The organism is Brucella sp. MAB-22, from assembly GCF_025908475.1.
Lineage (GTDB): Bacteria > Pseudomonadota > Alphaproteobacteria > Rhizobiales > Rhizobiaceae > Brucella > Brucella anthropi.
The window spans coordinates 39,190-56,390 of record NZ_CP109781.1 but is presented as its reverse complement, the minus strand read 5'-3'; the positions used below and the strand labels follow the sequence as shown (position 1 = coordinate 56,390).

Sequence of the window (17,201 nt, the reverse complement as noted above, 5' to 3'; positions counted from 1 at the left end):
TCACCTTTCGGGAACGAAGAAGCGGTTCCGGCAAAAGCCAGAAGGCACACACAACATTGCAGGAACCGTCTCGGTTCAGCGGCTTGCCCGAAGGCATGCCGCTGGCGGAGGCGCTTGAATTACTTTACGTAATTACTTCGCTGCGGCTTCGGCAAAACTGCCATTTACGTTGCCGCTATAGTCATCCAGAGCTTGGTCGAGCTGTTTTTGGTCGACAAGAAATTTCGCACTCTGGGTGACGGATTTGAGCGCTCCGCTGTCCTTGCCACCGCCGAGCCATGTCGGGGAGGCTTGTTCTTCCACGGTGGGGAAGGACAACAGCGCGAGTGCGCCCGGTATGTCAGCGGCATTGCCACCGATCAGCTTGACCATACCTTTGACCTGTTCGGAGTCTGCCGTCCACTGGCCGCCATTGGCCTTGTAGTCGGCATAGGCATCCTTCAGCACCGTGGTGAAGGCGGTCATGAATTTGGGGTTTTCGCTGGCGAAGCTCTTATCCACCACAAGGCCGTCGAAAGTCGGGACGCTTTTCGCGCCGATTTCTTCGGAATTGGCAATTTCCTTGCCGGTCTTGAGGATTTCGGAAAGAGCAGGAGGCCAGACATAGGCTGCGTCGATATCGCCGCGCTGCCAGGCGGCAACGATCTGCGGCGGTGTCATGTTGAGTATTTCCGCGTCGCGCGGATTGATCTTCCAGATGTCGCTCATGCCGACAAGGAGATGGAAATGCGAGGTCGAGACAAAAGGCACGCCGACCTTCTTGCCCTTGAGGTCTTCCGGCTTCTCTATGCCCGAACCTTCGCGCGCTACCAGTGCTTCCGATTTGCCGATATTATCGAGAATCCAGAAAAGTTGAAGGTCAACACCGCGTGTGGCGGCTGCTGCGATGCCCGTTGAACCGATAACGCCGATCGGTACGTTGCCGGAAGCAAGTGCCGTCGAAATATCGCCACCCGATGCGAACTGGCGCCAGTCAATCTTGTATCCGGCTTCCTTGGCTGCAGCATCGAATTTTCCGTTAGCGATCGCGGTCAGAAACGGCCCGACGATCTGCTGATAACCGACCACGACCGTGGTTTCGGCATAGGCCGCAGACGTTGAAAGCGCTGCTACGGCCGAAAATAACACCACCCGTTTTATGCTCTTGAAATAGTTCATGGAGTTCCCCTTCCATTTAAGAACCATGCCTGACTTGGTCACGACTGTTGACGTTTTTCGCCAATCTGCAGTTCCAGTTACAAACGATAGCCATCTCATGAAATTTGCCTTATATCCAGTTGGAATAGTCAATAAGTCCAGTTTGACATTAAAGATGGCGCTACCCGGGAATTGGGGTTCGTGCTCACTTTACCGTCGAAATTATTCCACGAGGAGAAACAGAAAGAAGAAACACTATTGCTAAGTAGAGCACGAAGCGGAAAAACTGACGCGAACTTGGGTGTAATCGCAGATTCACTAATGGAGTAGGGTTTTGGATGCCGTCTCACCGACGATCTTCTTCATAGATGGCAGCAGAAATACCGGATTGCAGTCCCAAATCCGGGAAACAACGGTATCAGCCATTCTTTCAGGCGCGGTTTTGCCCGGTGCCAGCATGCCCTCCACGCGGCGGCTGGCGGATTATCTGAAAGTCTCGCGCCTCACGGTAACGCTGGCCTATCAGGAGCTTGTGTCCCAAGGTTATCTGGAAGTGCGTTCCCGCAGTGCCTATCACGTGGCTGCAGCGCCGCCCATCAGCCGTCCAGACAAGGATTTTTTGCAAACGCCTGACACCGCCGTAGATTGGTCATCCAAGTTGCGTCTCGGCTTCAACATTGCCAAGACCATTCGCAAGCCTCTGGATTGGCGGAAGTATCGCTACCCCTTTCTCTATGGCCAGATGGATCAGACCTTGTTTGATCTCGCCGCATGGCGCGATTGCGCACGGCGCGCGCTGGCCAGAGAAGACTTTATCCTTATGGCGGGTGATTTCGCCGCTGCCGATGATGTGGAACTTGTCAATTATATCCGTTCGCGCACGCTGCCTAGCCGCGGAATACACGCGGAGCCAGACGAGATACTTGTTACCGTTGGCGCGCAGAACGCGCTTTGGATCATCAGTCATCTGCTTTTGACACGGCGCTCGCATGTCGTATGCGAAAATCCCGGACATCCCGATATTAGTGCCACACTCCATCTGACAGGGGCCAATGTAACAGCGCTTGACGTCGATGAAGGCGGCTTGCCACCCGAGTTGCTGCCAGATGAGATCGACGCGGTCTTCGTCACGCCGAGCCACCAGTCACCCACGGCCGCCACTATGCCGCGCGCGCGGCGTATAGCACTTCTAGAGGCTGCAGCCGAGCGCGATTTCGTCATTGTCGAAGATGATTATGAATTCGAGATGAGCTTTTTGCAGCCGCCGACGCCGGCGTTAAAGTCGCTCGACCAGTATGGCCGCGTTCTCTATGTGGGCAGTTTTTCAAAGTCGCTGTTTCCGGGGCTTCGGCTTGGATATCTTGTCGCGCCAGCGCCTGTCATCCGCGAGGCGAGGGCACTGCGCGCGCTCATGCTTCGTCATCCGCCCGGACATTTGCAGCGAACAGCCGCCTATTTTCTGGCTCTTGGTCACTATGATGCGGTTATTCATCGTATGCGGATTGAATATCACAAGCGCCATATTGTCATGATCGAGGCCCTTAATCGCGAAGGATTGAAAATCGCTGGTAAATCGGCCTTTGGCGGCACGGCATTCTGGATCGAAGGACCGGAGGGCATGGATGCCGACAAGCTCGCACGTGATCTGCGCGAGGATGGCGTGCTGATCGAGTCGGGGTCCCCTTTCTTCTGGAGCGATGACAGGCCATGCCGCTATTTTCGCATCGCTTATTCTTCCATTCCGATTAATCGGATTGCGGAAGGCATCGAGCTTCTGGCCAAAAGAATGCGGCAAATCTCGTAGTTTTGGAACGCTTGGGTTCAGGCTGCGTTCATGTGGATTACGATAACGGATTTGTGAAGTTGCCGGAATTTGTCCCAATTCGATGGATATCGCTGGCGGTTCTACGGCGTCTTTGCCCGCGATTCTGTGGGTGAGACGCATATCAATTCTGCCTTCCAGAAGGAGAAGGATTTATGTCTATTCGTTCGAAGCTTCTTGCCACTGTTGCCGTGCCGGTTCTGTCGGCCTCCATTCTAGCGCAACCCGTACTGGCGGATTCATTGACGGCTCCAATCCTGCTGGCACAGGAGAACGGAGACCAGCCATCCGACGAGCAGTTGCAGCAGCAACAGCGCGAGGCTGAAGAACAGCAAAAGGCAGCGGAAGAAGAAGCGCGTCGGGCTGAGGAACAACAGCGCGCTGCCGAGGAAGAAAATCGTCGTCAGGCCGAAGAGCAGCAGAAGGCTGCTCAAGAGGAAGCCCAGCGTCAGGCGGAAGAACAGAAGCGCGCTGCGGAGGCAGAGGCGCAACGTCAGGCTGAAGAGCAGCAAAAAGCCGCCGAGCGCGAAGCACAGAAGCAAGCCGAGGAACAGCAGAAGGCAGCCGAGCGCGAAACGCAGAAACAGGCCGAAGAGCAGGCCAGGCAAGCTGCCGAACAGAAAAAGGCTGACGAAGAGGCACAGCGCCAGAGCGAACAGCAGCAGAAGGCCGCTGAAGAGGAAGCTCAGCGTCGCGCTGAAGAACAGAAGAAGGCTGATGAAGAGGCGGCTCGCAAGGCCAATGAGACGCAGGAACAGACCGCTCCCGCTGAAAAGCCGGTGAAGGAAGAGCCCACACAGGAACCGGAAGCGAAACCTGAGCAGCCGACGGCGAAAGAACCGGCCAAGCAGGCTGAGCAACCTGCCAAGGAAGCACCGGTGCAGGAACCGGAAAAGCCAGCCGAACAACCGGCAGACGCATCTCCGGTCACGCCTCCGCAGAAAGAACCAGCGGAAGAATCCGTTGTTGAGCATCCCGAAGAAGCTCCACCGCAAGAACCGAAAGCAACGGAAGAGCCACAGAATGAGGCTCAGCCTGCACAGCCGGTTGAACAGCCGCAATCAACCGAAGACCAGCAAAAATCGTCTTCGGAGCCAGCACCAGAGATAGTCGATCAGCGTTCGACCGAGGAAAAGCAGGAGATTGCGAAAGACCCTGCGAAGACGGACGATACGGTTGTCTTGCCAGTCGAAAATGGCGCTGCCATTCTCGACAGCGACAAGGACGCCGACAATTCCGGCGGAAGCCAGTCGCGTGAAGAGCGTCGCAAGCAGCGCGAACAGCAACGTTCCGCTGAGGAAAGTGCACCACCGCCCGCAAATGATGCGGCGGCACAGGTTGCGATTCCAGAGGAAGTGAAGGCAGCGCTGCCGCAGAAGATCGAAGCCAATCTCAAGGAAGAGGGCACCCGCATCAAGGAAGCGCCGGTTTTTGCCGTGCCGGAAACCACCAATATCATCAACAACACGGTGGTGAATAATACGGTCATCAATAATACGACGGTCAATAACGTGACCAATAATGTCACCAACGTCAAGGTGATCGAGGAAGTGGATAATCGCGTCATTCTGGACGTGGGCGACCGCATCTTCGTTCGCGGCGATGATCGCCCAAGGTTACGCCGCGATGCGGAGGAAACCTATTACGATGAACTGCCGCGCGGACGCACCCGTGAAACCATCGTCCGCCCGGGTGGCAACCAGATCGTTACGGTTTATGATCGCTACGGCGATATTCTTCAGCGTTCCCGTATCGACCGGGATGGCAATGAATATCTGATGATCTATGCTCCGGAATATGACGACAATCCGCGCGCTTCGATTATCGATGTCGGTTACGAACTGCCGCCGATGCGTCTGACCATTCCGGTAAGAGATTACATCATCGACGTCGCGGACGATCCGGATCGCGATTTCTATGACTTCCTTGCCATGCCTCCGGTAGAACGTGTGGAGCGTGTCTATACGATCGACGAGGTTCGTCATTCAGCCCGTCTGCGCGACAAGGTGCGTCGTATCGATCTGGATACAATCCATTTTGCTACGGGCAGCGCCGAGGTTTCGCTTTCGCAGGCGAAGACGCTGCGCAAGGTTGCAACCGCAATGCAGAAGGTACTGGCAAAGGATCCGGGCGAAACCTTCTTCATTGAAGGGCATACGGATGCGGTTGGATCGGACCGTTCAAATCTGGTCCTGTCCGATAAACGTGCTGAATCAGTTGCGAGCCTTTTGACGGAAGTCTATGAAATTCCGCCAGAAAACCTTGTCACGCAAGGCTATGGCGAACGCTTCCTGAAAATTCGCACGCAAGCAGCCGAACAGGAAAATCGTCGTGTCACGATCCGCCGCGTGACTCCGCTTGTCCGCCCGGTGGCTCAGCGCTGAACAAACAAACACCCGGATGCGATTTTGCATCCGGGTGTTTTTCATGAAGTAATTTTGCTCAGGCAATCTTGGGCTGGATCGTCGTCACACGGTCGAGCATCTGTTCGCTCAACGGACGTGGTTTGACCGCTTCGATCTGCACCATGAGCTCGGCGATCTTCTCGGCATCCATGACGCCGCATTCATAGATCTGGATGATTTCGCGCGCCATTTCGTCTTTTTGGGGAGAAGTGATCGGACAACGAGCCATCGCTTCACACGACTTGACATAAGCCGCTTGCAGCTCCTCCAACTCAATGGGCTTGAAACGCCCGAAGTAGTAATCTCTCGAAAATGGCATTTTATGCATTCCGCAGTGGCGACAAACAGATAATCCCATCTGAACGCCTGAAAATTCTTGCGACCCGCTATACTAAAACATAGCTGATTGCAAAGCATTATAATCGAGAATTATTTAGTTTATGTAAAATATTCAGTCAGTTGCGAAACCGAAAGCATTAGAGAGCTAAAATTTGCTGAGGGATCGTAAGCAGACTCTTTTCCAACCAATGCCGTTAAACGCGATCAAGTTCCAGTTTGGCTACTATTTCAGCGATCTTGTCCGGATTTTGTTCGCCAGATTCAAATGTTCTTATAATTGCGCGTGCAAGCGCCTCTTTGCTTTCGTGCGTCGTTGAACATCGATCAAGCAGTGCGCAGCAGCGATTATAGGCAATCTGCAGCACTTGGAGATCGTTTGGCGCATATGTTCCCTGATATTTGTTGCCGCGAAATGGCATGGACGCCTCCCCGTTTGATTGATTGAACCTCTAATTCAGAGGGAAAGCAACAGATCGTTTTATGACAGCGATATCAGGCGCATCACGATAGTGTTCTTGGTGATCCGGTTCTTCCGAATATAAATAGCGATAATCTCTGGCTACCGGTTTACGGGGTTCGAAATCTCGCCGCGAGTTTGCTGAAAGCTGGTTGAAAGCTTGCCTGCGCTAACCATTCAAAACCGATTGAGGAATCGGCTGCATATCAGGAGGGGTCTGGCATTGCCGGGCCAACAGGAGCTCTCGGAGGAGTGTAGATGAAAATCTCTATCGATTCATGCCGCCATCTATTTGGCGCGGCCTTCATTGGCGGCGCAATGGTACTTGGTGCAGGCGTTGCCCATGCCGAAAAGCTGACAGTGATTGTCGGCGGTATGGAAAAGCAGATTTACCTTCCGGCAGTGCTGACGGAAAAGCTGGGTTACTTCAAGGATGAAGGCCTTGATGTCGAGCTGATCAACAGCCGCGCTGGCGTGGATGCTGAAAACGAACTTTTGGCCGGTGCGGCTCAGGCTGTGGTCGGCTTTTACGATCACACGATCGACCTGCAATCGAAGGGCAAGTTTATTCAGTCCATCGTCCAGTTCAGTCAGGCGCCGGGTGAAGTGGAACTCGTTTCCAGCAAATATGCCGACCAGATCAAGTCGCCGGGCGATTTCAAGGGGCATACGCTTGGCGTCACCGGGCTCGGCTCCTCGACGGACTTCCTGACTCAATACCTTGCCATGCGCAATGGCCTCAAGCAGGGCGACTACACGCTGCTTCCTGTCGGAGCGGGCAATACTTTCATTGCCGCCTTCAAGCAGGATGCCGTTCAGGCAGGCATGACCACGGAACCGACCGTCGCCAATATGCTGAAGAGCGGCGATGCCAAGGTGCTGGTCGATATGCGCACGCCCGACAAAACCATCGAAGCGCTTGGTGGACCTTACCCGGCTGCGTCGTTCTATGTGCAAAGCGCATGGCTTGAGACGCACAAGGAAGACGCGCAGAAGCTTGCCAATGCTCTGGTCAAGACCATGCGTTACATCGCTTCGCACAGTGCCGAAGAAATCGCCGACCAGATGCCCAAGGATTATTACGTCGGTGACAAGGACCTTTACGTAAAGGGACTTGCCGAGGGCAAGGCGCAGTACACGCCGGACGGCCGGATGCCGAAGGATGGACCTGAAACCGTTCTCAAGGTTCTCGCAACCTTCAAGAAGCCGCTTCAGGAGAAGCAGGTCGATCTTTCGAAGACCTTCACGACCGAGTTCGTGGATAAGGCCAACGCAACGCTCGACGCTGCGAAGTAAACAGCCTTCGACTGGCGTTCAAACATGAACGTCAGTCCCGCTGTCCTCCAAAGATTCAACCGCATTGCAGGCGCGCGACAGAGCATTTCCAGCAAACGTGTAAGACGGTTTTGCGCTCGGAGATCTTTGATAACGAAACTATCGCGCGCGAGCGGTGCCGCATACCCGCGAGGAACCCATGCTGATGGAAGCCCCCAGAACCATTGCGCGTGAGAAAGCTGCTGCAATCGCGCTCAACAATGTAACTCGCCGTTTCGTCACCCCCGACGGCAAGATGATGACCGCATTGCGCGACTTCACCATGAATGTTGCGCAGGGCGAGTTTGCCTGTGTTGTCGGTCCGACCGGCTGCGGCAAGTCAACGACGCTTAATCTCGTAACCGGTCTCGCCAAGCCAAGTGCCGGTGAGGTCCGCCTGATGGGCAAGCCTATCGAAGGTATCAGCCCTGATATCGGCTTCGTGTTTCAGGCCGATGCGCTTTTTCCGTGGCTTAATGTCATCGACAATGTGAGTGCCGGTCCGCGTTATCGCGGTATGGGCAAGGAAGAAGCCTATGACAAAGCGCGTAGCTGGATCGCCCGTGTTGGTCTGGCCCGTTTTGAAAAGCACTATCCGCACCAGTTGTCTGGCGGCATGCGCAAGCGCGTGGCGCTGGCACAGACCTTCATCAACGAACCGAAAATCCTGCTCATGGACGAACCGTTCAGTGCGCTTGACGTACAGACGCGCACGCTGATGCAGGGTGAATTGCTTGATCTCTGGCAACAATCTGGCGCGTCCGTCATCTTCGTCACGCACGATCTCGAAGAAGCGATTGCGCTGGCCGATAAAGTCTATGTGCTGACCGCCGGTCCAGCCACGGTCAAGAGCGTCTACGATATCGACATCCCACGCCCGCGTGTCATGGAAGACATCCGCTACGACAGCCAGTTTGTCGATATAGCAAAGGTTATCTGGGATGATTTGCGCGAGGAAGTGCAGATCGGCCAGAAGCGCGCGCTGGCCAACGGAAACTAATCGGAGAAAATGATATGACAACACAAGCTCTCTCCGCTTCAGCAAGCTTGCAGGTCAATGCAAGTGCCGACGAACTTGCACGCACCGAAGCGAAATTTCGCGCCGATATGCGCCGCCGCCGAGCGGTCGTTATTCTTGTACGCCTCGTCATTCTGGTCGCCGTTCTGGGCGGTTGGGAACTCGGCGCACGGACCGGCCTGATCGATCCATTCTTCTTTGCGAGCCCCTCCGGCATTGCCGACCAGATATGGATCTGGGTCACGGAAGGCACGTCACAGGGACCGCTTTCGGAACAGATCATCGTAACGCTTGAGGAAACCGCGCTTGGTTTCCTTATCGGTGCGGTCGGCGGTGTCATTTGCGGCATCCTGCTGGGTCGCAACAAGTTCCTCGCCGATGTGTTCTCGATCTATATCAAGATCGCCAATTCCATCCCGCGTGTCGTGCTGGGCTCGATCTTCATCATCGCGCTTGGCCTCGGCATGGCATCCAAGGTGGCGCTGGCCGTCGTCATGGTTTTCTTCGTCGTGTTCGCCAATGCGTTTCAGGGCGTGCGCGAAGCCGACCGCGCGCTGATTGCCAATGCGCAGATATTGGGTGCATCGCGTTCGCAGATCACGCGCACCGTCATCGTGCCGTCGGCCATGAGCTGGATTTTGGCAAGTCTTCACGTCAGCTTCGGCTTTGCACTCGTCGGCGCTGTCGTCGGTGAATTCCTTGGTGCAAAGAAGGGCGTCGGCCTGATGATTTCCACGGCGCAGGGCACCTTCAATGCCAATGGCGTTTTTGCCGCCATGGTCATTCTGGCGGTTCTGGCGCTCGTCGTGGAATACATCATCACATTGGTCGAAAACCACCTGGTGAAATGGCGTCCACAGGCGCTTTCCGAACAAGGAAGCTGATAGTCGGTCAAATGCATGAATGTCAGGCGGCGGGCAAGGTGACAGTCACCGTAAGCCCGCCGCCTTTCGTTTGGGAAAGCTCGACATGGCCGCCCGCCGTGTCGGCAACTTCGCGCACGATGGCAAGGCCCAGCCCGCTTCCATCGACGATGGTGCCCGGAACACGATAGAAACGCTCGAAAACGTGTTCATATTCATTTGCGGGGATGCCGGTTCCGTTGTCCTCGACCCGTATGTCGATTTTGGACCCATCCTGATCAATCACAAGCGTTACTGTGCCGCCTTCGGGCGTGTAGGTAAGGGCGTTGTCCACCAGATTGACGATCATTTCTCGCAGCATGGTGCCGTCGCCAGAAATGATGGCTTTGGTTGCTTTGAGCTCGAACCCGAGATCGATCTTGCGGTCGAACGCCTTGCCCGAGAGGCTTTCCAGAATTTGTTGTCCCGCTTCCGCCAGATCAACCCGGTCAGCGCGAGGACGCCTGCTGCCTGGTTCGGCACGCGAAAGCGTCAGCAATTGTCCAGCAAGCCGCGACAGCTGCATGGTGGTATTCTTGATACCTGCCAGAACGTCTTTGCGGTCACTTTCGCAGGTTGTCCGTTCTGCGAAACTGGCCTGCGTTGATAGTGTAGCAAGTGGCGTGCGCAACTGATGTGCTGCATTCTGGATGAAACGGTGCTGCGCCGACATCTGCTTGCGCACGCGTTCCATATACTGGTTCAGCGCTGTGACGAGCGGTCGAAGTTCGGTCTGAACTGTCTGTGGATCGAATGGTTCCAGCTCGGATGTGCGATTGCGAACTTCGTTGCGGAGCCGGATCAACGGGCGCAATACAAAGCGCAAGCCCATTAACGAAAGGGCACCCGCGACGATGATGAGCAGCGATTGTTCCAGCACAGAGTTCAGCCAAAGCTCCCGCTGCATGGCGGTGTATCCTGCAAGGGTGACACCCACGACCACGTCGACAGCTTGTGGCAGGTTGGACGGTGCTGCAACGGGATGGCGCAAGACAACCAGACGCAAGGGATGGTCGCGATAGCTGCCCTCATAATGGAGTGGGTCGTAATTCGCGATTTCAGCCGGTTTCGGCAAGTCGGGAAACCCTGCAAGCAGGCGTCCGTCAGAAGTTTCGACCCGATAATAGACCCGGTCGCCATTTCCCGTCGAAAACATCTCCAGCGCTACCGGCGGAATGACAGCATCGATGGCATTATGCGAGGCAGCAGTCGCTTCGCCAATGGCGCGTGCTGACGCTGTCAGCATTCTGTCTGACACGATCCCGGCCATATTTTCCGACGCACGCCATGCGGTCCAAAGGTTGATCCCGGCCACGACAATCAGCGGAATCACGATCCAGGAAACGAGCTGTGCACGCAGGCTTTGGGAGAGGCGAGTGAACAGCCGTTTCATCTCAACTCGCCTCACGCAGCAGATAGCCCAGGCCGCGCAAGGTTACGATCTCGGCTTTGCTGCCCTCCAGCTTTTTGCGCAGACGATGAATGTAAATCTCGATGGCGTTCTCATCAGTCTCGCTGTCGAAATCGTAAATACCTTGAACAAGTGTTGTCTTGCTGACGGTGGTTCCGATGCGCCGCAGAAGCTGTTCCAGAACTGCATGTTCTTTGGGTGCAAGTGACAGTGGATCGTCTCCGAGTGAAAACAGCCGGGTGTTGGTGTCGAAACGCAAAAGGCCGCAGGTCACAACAGGCGCTGTCCGCTGACTGGACCGGCGAAGATGCGCACGGATGCGCGCTTCAAGTTCGCTGAGTTCGAACGGCTTTGCCAGATAATCGTCAGCACCGGCATCCAATCCGCGGATACGTCCGTCAAGACTTGCATTGGCCGTCAGGATGATGACAGGCACCTCATTGCCTCTGCCGCGGATGTGCTCCAGCACGTCGAGCCCGGTTTTGTCCGGCAATCCGAGGTCGAGAACCACGAGATCATACTCCGTGAAGGCGAGCGCCTGTTCCGCATCCGCCGCGTCGTGCACAGTATCGACGCTGTAGTTCGACTGCTGCAAGCTTTTTGCTAGCCAGTTTGCGAGGGTGAGATTGTCTTCGACGAGCAGAATTCGCATGAGTGACGATGATAGTGGTTTCTGTTCCGCGTCAAGAAGCTTGGGCGTTGAAACGATGGATGAGATGAATATCTTCCGGCTCGCGCTTGAAGAGCAATGGATCAGGCGTCGTGGTGACTTTTGCACCTTGCTTCACATAAAAATCGATGGTCCGCCGTGTGGGTGTCGCAGAAATATAGAAACCTTCTGCTCCGGCCTCCTTCGCAATGGCCACGCTGCGACGATAAAGTTCACCAGCAAGTCCCAATCCCCGGACTGTCTTCCCCACATGCATGAAGCCGAGCTGGTACAATTCGGGATAGGCACCGACAGGGCGTACATCCGTAACTGCGACGGCCACCAGAGTGCCATCGAGATAGGCGCCAAGAAATACGCCGCCATGGTCGTGACAGTCGAGCAGGATATGTGTGTAGATTTCCGCTTCGCCCTCCGGCCAGCCCTGCACATCGTAGAATTGTGGCTCCAGCAGGAGTTGCTCTCCTTCGAGGCGATACATTTCCTCGATGATCTCGCTGCGATCGATTTGCCAGATGTCAGTCACTTCGCTGCGCTGCAGTGGACGTATGATGAAATCCGCATGCTTCTTTTCGTGTACCATGACCGCCGCCTTCGAAATTTCATTTGTACGATGAACTATCGTTTCATCGATAGGCACTCAAGGGGGAGCAGAAGTGGCGATCGCAGCGCTTCTACGAACTTGTTGGCAATTTGTCAGGAGGAACCTCTCATATTGCAAAAACTCACAATAATTTTGACCAATATCATGGCTACTCCCCGCCATTTGTCTCGGGTACTGCTGAGTACAGGTGCGAGGAATATTGAGGCGTGTGGGAGGCTAATAGCTAACTTCAATCGGACGAATTGACCGAAACAGCTTGTTGAGGGCAGAAAACTGCCTGAAAATGAGCAATTTCGCATCAACTCTCCGATCTGCCCTTGCGAGAGCGGGGCCTGAGTTCTATCAGCATCATCAAAAATTGCAGTCTGAGGAAGGTTCGGCAATTGCATTGCCTGAATGTCCTGATGCCCGCCGCCATCTTGTATGGCGTCGGTGAAATGATCGATGGAGCCGAGTTGAAAAACCATCACGATATCTGGGATATCGTCGACGCCAAGAGCGCCGCATATTTCGAACTGAGCGATACGGTTTGGGATAATCCTGAAACAAACTACGAAGAGTACAAATCGAGCGATGCCCATGCGGCGATGCTGGAAGCCGAAGGGTTTCGCGTCGAGCGTGGTATTGCGGGCCTGCCGACTGCGGTGATGGGCGAAGCTGGCGACGAAGGACCGGTCATCGCCATCCTTGGTGAGTTCGATGCATTGCCGGGCCTCAGCCAGATATCTGGACTGGTTGAAGAGCAGCCAGTCGAGGCCGGCGGCCATGGACATGGCTGCGGTCATAACCTGTTGGGCTCAGGGTCGTTGCTCGCTGCTGCGGCAGTGAAGGATTATCTTGCCGCACAGGGCATCAAGGGCCGCGTGCGCTATTACGGTTGCCCCGCGGAAGAGGGCGGTTCAGCCAAGGGGTTCATGGTCCGCGAAGGACTTTTTGACGATGTGGATATCGCGTTTTGCTGGCACCCGGCGCCTTTTGCTGGTGTAAACGATCCGGTTTCGCTTGCCTGCAACGAAATCAATTTTCACTTCAGCGGTCGCGCAGCCCATGCTTCGTCAGCCCCGCATCTGGGGCGCAGTGCGCTGGACGCAGTTGAACTGATGAATGTCGGCGTGAACTATATGCGTGAGCATATGCCGTCCACGGCGCGCATTCATTACGCTGTGACCGATACAGGTGGTTTTGCGCCGAATGTCGTGCAGGCCAAGGCAACGGTGCGTTATCTCGTTCGCGCCCGCAGCCTGCCGGAAATGCAGACCCTTCTGGAACGCGTCAAGAAGATTGCCGACGGCGCGGCGCTGATGACCGAAACGACGGTCCGCAGCGAAATCGTCAGCGGCGATGCCGATCTGATTGGCAACACGCCGCTGGAACAGATGATGCAGCTTCAGCTCGAGCGACTCGGACCTCCGGACTTCGATGAGCAGGACCGTGAAACTGCAAGCCGTTTCCAGAAGACACTGTCCAGGGAAGACATTTCAGATGCTTTCCGCCGCTTCGGCGTGGAGCCCAAGGATGGCCTCGCGCTTTGTGAAGATATCTATACGCCTTATAACGGCGATAATACCCTCGTCGGCTCGACCGATGTCGGCAGCGTGAGCTGGGTCGTGCCCACCGTGCAGATGCGTGGCGCGACCTGTGCTATCGGCACGCCGCTTCATTCGTGGCAGATGGTGGCGCAGGGCAAGCTGCCTGCGGCGCATAAAGGCATGGCCCATGCTGCAAAGATCATGGGCAGCACGGCCATCGAATTGTTCCGTAATCCGGAGCAGATCAAGAAAGCCAAGCAGGATCACGAAAAACGGCTCGACGGAACCGTATTCGTCAATCCGATTCCAGACAGCGTTCAACCCGCTCTGCCCGAAACCGCGAAATGACGCGGGCGGGCAGACAGAATCTGAAAATAGAAATGACATTCAATCCCCCAATTCCAACAGGGCCTGACGCATCATGAAGCAGATGGGCTTTCTCGATATTTTGAGCTTCGGGCCCGACGGCTGGGGCTACGTGCTGATGATGGGTGCACTGGTGAGCGTGGCGCTCGCCGTCCTGGGCTTCCTTCTTGGCGCTGCCATCGGCGTTTTTGCTGCCTGGGCGAAGATTTCCGGCGGGCGCACGCTTCGCGCTGTCGCCGATGGCTACACCACGATCATTCGCGGTATTCCGGATCTCCTCGTCATCTATCTGTTTTACTTCGGTGGCAGTGCGGCAGTCACAGCACTTGGCAAATATTTCGGCGCGGAAGGCTTCATTGGCTTTCCGGGCTTTCTTGCGGGTGTGCTGGCAATTGCCATTTCCTGCGGGGCGCACCACACCGAAGTGTTTCGTGGTGCATTCCGGGCCGTTTCCAAAGGTGAACTCGAAGCCGCTACTGCTTGCGGCATGGGCCAGATGCTGAAATTCCGCCGCATCATTGCGCCGCTGGCGCTGCGACATGCATTGCCGGGTCTTGGCAATGTCTGGCAGGTTTCGCTCAAGGAATCCGCTCTGGTGTCGGTTGCCGGTGTGGTTGAGCTTCTGCGTCAGGCACAGATCGGCGCTGGCTCGACCGGACTGCCCTTCAACTTCTTCCTCATTGCCGGTGCGCTCTACCTGCTGATTTCGTCTGTTTCCGGCGGACTTCTGCAGTTTGCCGAGCGTCACTTCTCGCGCGGCGTTCGGAGGGCAAAATGAGCCTTGAATTCTATTCCGATGCATTCTTCCAGATGCTGGGCGGCGTGCCGCTGACCCTGAAGCTTGCGGCAACTTCCATCGTGTTTGGTGCCATACTGGCCTTGCTTTTCGCCTTGATGCGCCTGTCGGGCATCAAGGTGCTGGACTGGATTGCCCGCCTTTATGTGTTTGTGTTCCGCGGAACACCGCTTCTGGTGCAGATATTCATCATCTATTACGGTCTCAGCCAGTTTCCGGCCATCCGTTACTCGTTCCTGTGGCCGGTTTTGCGCGAGCCTTACTGGTGTGCGATCATTGCGCTAACCTTGAACAACGCCGCCTATGCGAGCGAAATCATCCGTGGCGGCCTGCTGTCGGTGCCTCATGGCCAGATCGAAGCTGCAAAAGCCTGTGGCATGTCGTCCTTTACCTGCTTCCGCCGCATCGTGATGCCGCTTGCGATCCGTCAGGCGCTGCCGGGCTACGGCAACGAGATGATATCGATGATCAAGGCAACCTCGCTTGCATCGATCATCACGCTTATGGAAGTGACCGGTATCGCGGCAAAGCTGATCGCCGAGAGCTACCGGGCGATAGAAATCTTCGTGATCGCCGGTGCGATCTACCTTGCCATCAACTTCGTTCTGACACGTGCGCTGATGTTCGCAGAATATAGACTGACCCCTTATCTGCGCCAGCCGGTCGTCAAGCTTTCCTCCGAAGGACAAACATCGTGAGCAAAATCGTTTCCCCCAATGCACCGGTGGCGCTGAAAGTCGAAAACCTGCGCAAGAGCTTTGGTGCGAATGAAGTGCTGAAAGGCATTTCGCTTGAAGCACGTGAAGGTGAGGTCATTTCGATCCTCGGTTCGTCGGGTTCCGGCAAGTCGACTTTCTTGCGCTGCATCAACCTTCTGGAAACACCGACGTCAGGCACTGTGACGGTTTCGGGCGAAACCATCCGTATGGCGAAGAATTCGAAGGGTGAAGCCTACCCGACCGACAAGAAACAGGTTTCGCGCATTCGTTCGGAACTGGGCATGGTGTTCCAGAGCTTCAATCTGTGGTCGCACAAGACCATTCTGGAAAACATCATCGAAGCGCCGATCTATGTGCAGGGACGCCCGCGCGCGGAATGCGTGGCAGAAGCGGAAGCTTTGCTGGCAAAGGTCGGCATTGCTGACAAGCGCGATTTCTATCCGGCCCATCTTTCGGGCGGACAGCAGCAGCGCGCCGCAATCGCCCGCGGACTGGCGATGAAGCCGAAAGTCATGCTCTTTGACGAGCCGACTTCAGCACTCGATCCGGAACTGGTCGGTGAAGTGTTGCGCGTCATGCGCGGCCTTGCCGAAGAAGGCCGCACCATGCTGGTCGTGACCCACGAAATGGGCTTCGCGCGCGACGTCTCCAACCGCGTCGTATTTTTCCATCAGGGTCTGGTGGAAGAAGACGGTGCGCCGGAAGACGTGTTCGGCAACTCGAAGTCGGAACGTTTCCGCAAGTTTATCAGCCACGAAAACGCTGCCTAATTACCGAAATTCTGTGTTCCGGCGTAAGCCGGACAGAAATAACCGCAACAGGATATCTGCAATGAAGACCACCGGACTTTTCAAAGCCGTGTTCATTTCCGCTCTCGCTCTGACGAGCGTCTCGGCCCATGCCGAGGAAAAGAAGTGGACAAAGATCACCATCGCCACGGAAGGTGCTTTCCGCCCTTACAACTTCACCAAGCCCGATGGCTCGCTGGATGGCTATGAAGTCGATCTCTACAAGGACCTCTGCGCCCGCATGAAGGTTGAGTGCACGATGGTTGCGCAGCCTTTCGACAGCATCATTCCGGCGCTCAATGCTGGCAAGTTTGATGCGATCATGGCTGGCCTTACTGCTACTCCGAAGCGCGAGGAAACCATCAGCTTCTCGATTTCCTATGGCCTGACGCCGCAGACCTTTGCGACGCTGAAGGACAGCCCTTACGCCAAGCTGCCGCATACCGGCGAAACCCTTTATCTCGCCAAGGATGAAGCGGCTGCCCAGAAGGCAATTGACGAAGTATCGGCTGAAATCAAGGGCCGCACCGTCGGCGTCCAGACCGCTTCGCTCGGCCTGTCGCTGCTCGACAAGTATTTCAAGGATGGCATCGACATCCGTGAATACAAGACCACGGAACAGCACGACCTCGACCTGAAGTCTGGCCGCGTAGATCTGATCGTGGCTTCGCTCGCTTACCTCACGGATGCGGCCAAGAAGCCGGGCAACGAAGACATCGTCATGACCGGTCCGTTCTTCAAGGGCGGCATTCTGGGCCGTGGCGTTGCTGTCGGTCTGCGCAAGGACGATACCGAACTGAAGAAGATGTTCGACGTTGCCATTGAAGCTGCAAAGGCTGACGGCACGATCAAGCGTCTGTCGGAAAAGTGGTTCGGCTTCGACGTTACGCCGTAATTTTCGAGTGACATCATAAGCAAAGCGCCGCC

Annotated in this window: 16 protein-coding genes; 10 read left to right on the top strand and 6 right to left on the bottom strand. The window is 55.7% G+C overall.

Annotation, left to right across the window (positions count from 1 at the left end):
• Nucleotides 1-132 precede the first annotated feature (132 nt).
• The gene (gene tauA, locus OHI65_RS00250; RefSeq protein ID WP_040128344.1) at nt 133-1,158 is read right to left on the bottom strand and encodes a taurine ABC transporter substrate-binding protein; all 1,026 of its coding nucleotides are present in this window, start codon (nt 1,156-1,158) and stop codon (nt 133-135) included.
• Between the two features lie 313 nt (nt 1,159-1,471).
• Between tauA and OHI65_RS00245 the strand changes: the two genes are divergently transcribed.
• Both OHI65_RS00245 and OHI65_RS00240 read left to right on the top strand, forming a co-directional pair.
• Nucleotides 1,472-2,941 (top strand): PLP-dependent aminotransferase family protein, encoded by a 1,470-nt coding sequence (locus OHI65_RS00245; protein ID WP_012092923.1) that lies wholly within the window; start codon nt 1,472-1,474, stop codon nt 2,939-2,941.
• A 173-nt stretch (nt 2,942-3,114) separates the two neighbouring features.
• On the top strand, nt 3,115-5,343 hold the full coding sequence (locus tag OHI65_RS00240) for an OmpA family protein (protein WP_125300639.1): 2,229 nt from the start codon (nt 3,115-3,117) through the stop codon (nt 5,341-5,343).
• 58 nt (nt 5,344-5,401) lie between these two features.
• Here OHI65_RS00240 and OHI65_RS00235 read toward each other — a convergent pair whose 3' ends face one another.
• Nucleotides 5,402-5,683: a hypothetical protein gene (locus OHI65_RS00235; protein WP_010658708.1), complete on the bottom strand. Its 282-nt coding sequence runs from the start codon at nt 5,681-5,683 to the stop codon at nt 5,402-5,404.
• Between the two features lie 214 nt (nt 5,684-5,897).
• Complete coding sequence (locus tag OHI65_RS00230; protein ID WP_010658709.1) at nt 5,898-6,122, bottom strand: hypothetical protein; 225 nt, start codon at nt 6,120-6,122, stop codon at nt 5,898-5,900.
• A gap of 296 nt (nt 6,123-6,418) precedes the next feature.
• On the opposite strand from OHI65_RS00230, the gene OHI65_RS00225 reads away from it, so the two are divergent.
• The 3 genes from OHI65_RS00225 (at nt 6,419) to OHI65_RS00215 (ending at nt 9,376) form a co-directional block, all read left to right on the top strand.
• Nucleotides 6,419-7,456 carry an ABC transporter substrate-binding protein gene (locus OHI65_RS00225; protein WP_036586306.1) on the top strand — a complete coding sequence of 346 codons (1,038 nt, stop codon included), beginning with the start codon at nt 6,419-6,421 and terminating at the stop codon, nt 7,454-7,456.
• Nucleotides 7,457-7,634: 178 nt separating this feature from the next.
• Nucleotides 7,635-8,474, top strand: coding sequence for an ABC transporter ATP-binding protein (locus OHI65_RS00220; protein ID WP_125300638.1), 840 nt, complete (start codon nt 7,635-7,637; stop codon nt 8,472-8,474).
• A 14-nt stretch (nt 8,475-8,488) separates the two neighbouring features.
• Complete coding sequence (locus OHI65_RS00215) at nt 8,489-9,376, top strand: ABC transporter permease (protein WP_125300637.1); 888 nt, start codon at nt 8,489-8,491, stop codon at nt 9,374-9,376.
• 22 nt (nt 9,377-9,398) lie between these two features.
• On the opposite strand, the gene OHI65_RS00210 is transcribed toward OHI65_RS00215, so the two are convergent.
• From OHI65_RS00210 to OHI65_RS00200, 3 genes are read right to left on the bottom strand one after another with little or no spacing between them, the layout of a single operon-like run.
• The gene (locus OHI65_RS00210; protein ID WP_125300636.1) at nt 9,399-10,787 is read right to left on the bottom strand and encodes a sensor histidine kinase; all 1,389 of its coding nucleotides are present in this window, start codon (nt 10,785-10,787) and stop codon (nt 9,399-9,401) included.
• A 1-nt stretch (nt 10,788) separates the two neighbouring features.
• Nucleotides 10,789-11,457, bottom strand: a complete 669-nt coding sequence (locus OHI65_RS00205) for a response regulator transcription factor (RefSeq protein ID WP_010658714.1) — start codon at nt 11,455-11,457, stop codon at nt 10,789-10,791.
• A gap of 31 nt (nt 11,458-11,488) precedes the next feature.
• Complete coding sequence (locus tag OHI65_RS00200; protein ID WP_010658715.1) at nt 11,489-12,055, bottom strand: GNAT family N-acetyltransferase; 567 nt, start codon at nt 12,053-12,055, stop codon at nt 11,489-11,491.
• A gap of 425 nt (nt 12,056-12,480) precedes the next feature.
• On the opposite strand from OHI65_RS00200, the gene OHI65_RS00195 reads away from it, so the two are divergent.
• The 5 genes from OHI65_RS00195 (at nt 12,481) to OHI65_RS00175 (ending at nt 17,169) form a co-directional block, all read left to right on the top strand.
• Nucleotides 12,481-13,953, top strand: coding sequence for a M20 family metallopeptidase (locus OHI65_RS00195; protein ID WP_125300635.1), 1,473 nt, complete (start codon nt 12,481-12,483; stop codon nt 13,951-13,953).
• A gap of 73 nt (nt 13,954-14,026) precedes the next feature.
• Nucleotides 14,027-14,749 (top strand): ABC transporter permease, encoded by a 723-nt coding sequence (locus OHI65_RS00190; RefSeq protein WP_010658717.1) that lies wholly within the window; start codon nt 14,027-14,029, stop codon nt 14,747-14,749.
• Nucleotides 14,746-15,465 carry an ABC transporter permease gene (locus tag OHI65_RS00185; protein WP_125300634.1) on the top strand — a complete coding sequence of 240 codons (720 nt, stop codon included), beginning with the start codon at nt 14,746-14,748 and terminating at the stop codon, nt 15,463-15,465. The genes OHI65_RS00190 and OHI65_RS00185 overlap by 4 nt, the downstream gene beginning before the upstream one ends.
• A complete protein-coding gene (locus tag OHI65_RS00180; RefSeq protein ID WP_012092930.1) occupies nt 15,462-16,256 on the top strand; it encodes an ABC transporter ATP-binding protein in 795 nt (264 codons plus the stop codon). Before OHI65_RS00185 ends, OHI65_RS00180 begins: the two co-directional genes overlap by 4 nt.
• A gap of 61 nt (nt 16,257-16,317) precedes the next feature.
• Nucleotides 16,318-17,169, top strand: a complete 852-nt coding sequence (locus OHI65_RS00175; RefSeq protein ID WP_010658720.1) for a transporter substrate-binding domain-containing protein — start codon at nt 16,318-16,320, stop codon at nt 17,167-17,169.
• Nucleotides 17,170-17,201: the final 32 nt, after the last annotated feature.

Excerpts from the sequence above, each read along its gene's own strand:
- OHI65_RS00225 (WP_036586306.1), top strand. The coding sequence starts at position 6,419 with ATGAAAATCTCTATCGATTCATGCCGCCATCTATTTGGCGCGGCCTTC.
- OHI65_RS00185 (WP_125300634.1), top strand. The coding sequence starts at position 14,746 with ATGAGCCTTGAATTCTATTCCGATGCATTCTTCCAGATGCTGGGCGGC.
- OHI65_RS00175 (WP_010658720.1), top strand. The coding sequence starts at position 16,318 with ATGAAGACCACCGGACTTTTCAAAGCCGTGTTCATTTCCGCTCTCGCT.
- OHI65_RS00205 (WP_010658714.1), bottom strand. The coding sequence starts at position 11,457 with ATGCGAATTCTGCTCGTCGAAGACAATCTCACCCTCGCAAACTGGCTA.
- OHI65_RS00190 (WP_010658717.1), top strand. The coding sequence starts at position 14,027 with ATGAAGCAGATGGGCTTTCTCGATATTTTGAGCTTCGGGCCCGACGGC.
- OHI65_RS00210 (WP_125300636.1), bottom strand. The coding sequence starts at position 10,787 with ATGAAACGGCTGTTCACTCGCCTCTCCCAAAGCCTGCGTGCACAGCTC.
- OHI65_RS00200 (WP_010658715.1), bottom strand. The coding sequence starts at position 12,055 with ATGGTACACGAAAAGAAGCATGCGGATTTCATCATACGTCCACTGCAG.
- OHI65_RS00220 (WP_125300638.1), top strand. The coding sequence starts at position 7,635 with ATGCTGATGGAAGCCCCCAGAACCATTGCGCGTGAGAAAGCTGCTGCA.
- OHI65_RS00240 (WP_125300639.1), top strand. The coding sequence starts at position 3,115 with ATGTCTATTCGTTCGAAGCTTCTTGCCACTGTTGCCGTGCCGGTTCTG.
- tauA (WP_040128344.1), bottom strand. The coding sequence starts at position 1,158 with ATGAACTATTTCAAGAGCATAAAACGGGTGGTGTTATTTTCGGCCGTA.
- OHI65_RS00230 (WP_010658709.1), bottom strand. The coding sequence starts at position 6,122 with ATGCCATTTCGCGGCAACAAATATCAGGGAACATATGCGCCAAACGAT.
- OHI65_RS00235 (WP_010658708.1), bottom strand. The coding sequence starts at position 5,683 with ATGCCATTTTCGAGAGATTACTACTTCGGGCGTTTCAAGCCCATTGAG.
- OHI65_RS00195 (WP_125300635.1), top strand. The coding sequence starts at position 12,481 with ATGCCCGCCGCCATCTTGTATGGCGTCGGTGAAATGATCGATGGAGCC.
- OHI65_RS00215 (WP_125300637.1), top strand. The coding sequence starts at position 8,489 with ATGACAACACAAGCTCTCTCCGCTTCAGCAAGCTTGCAGGTCAATGCA.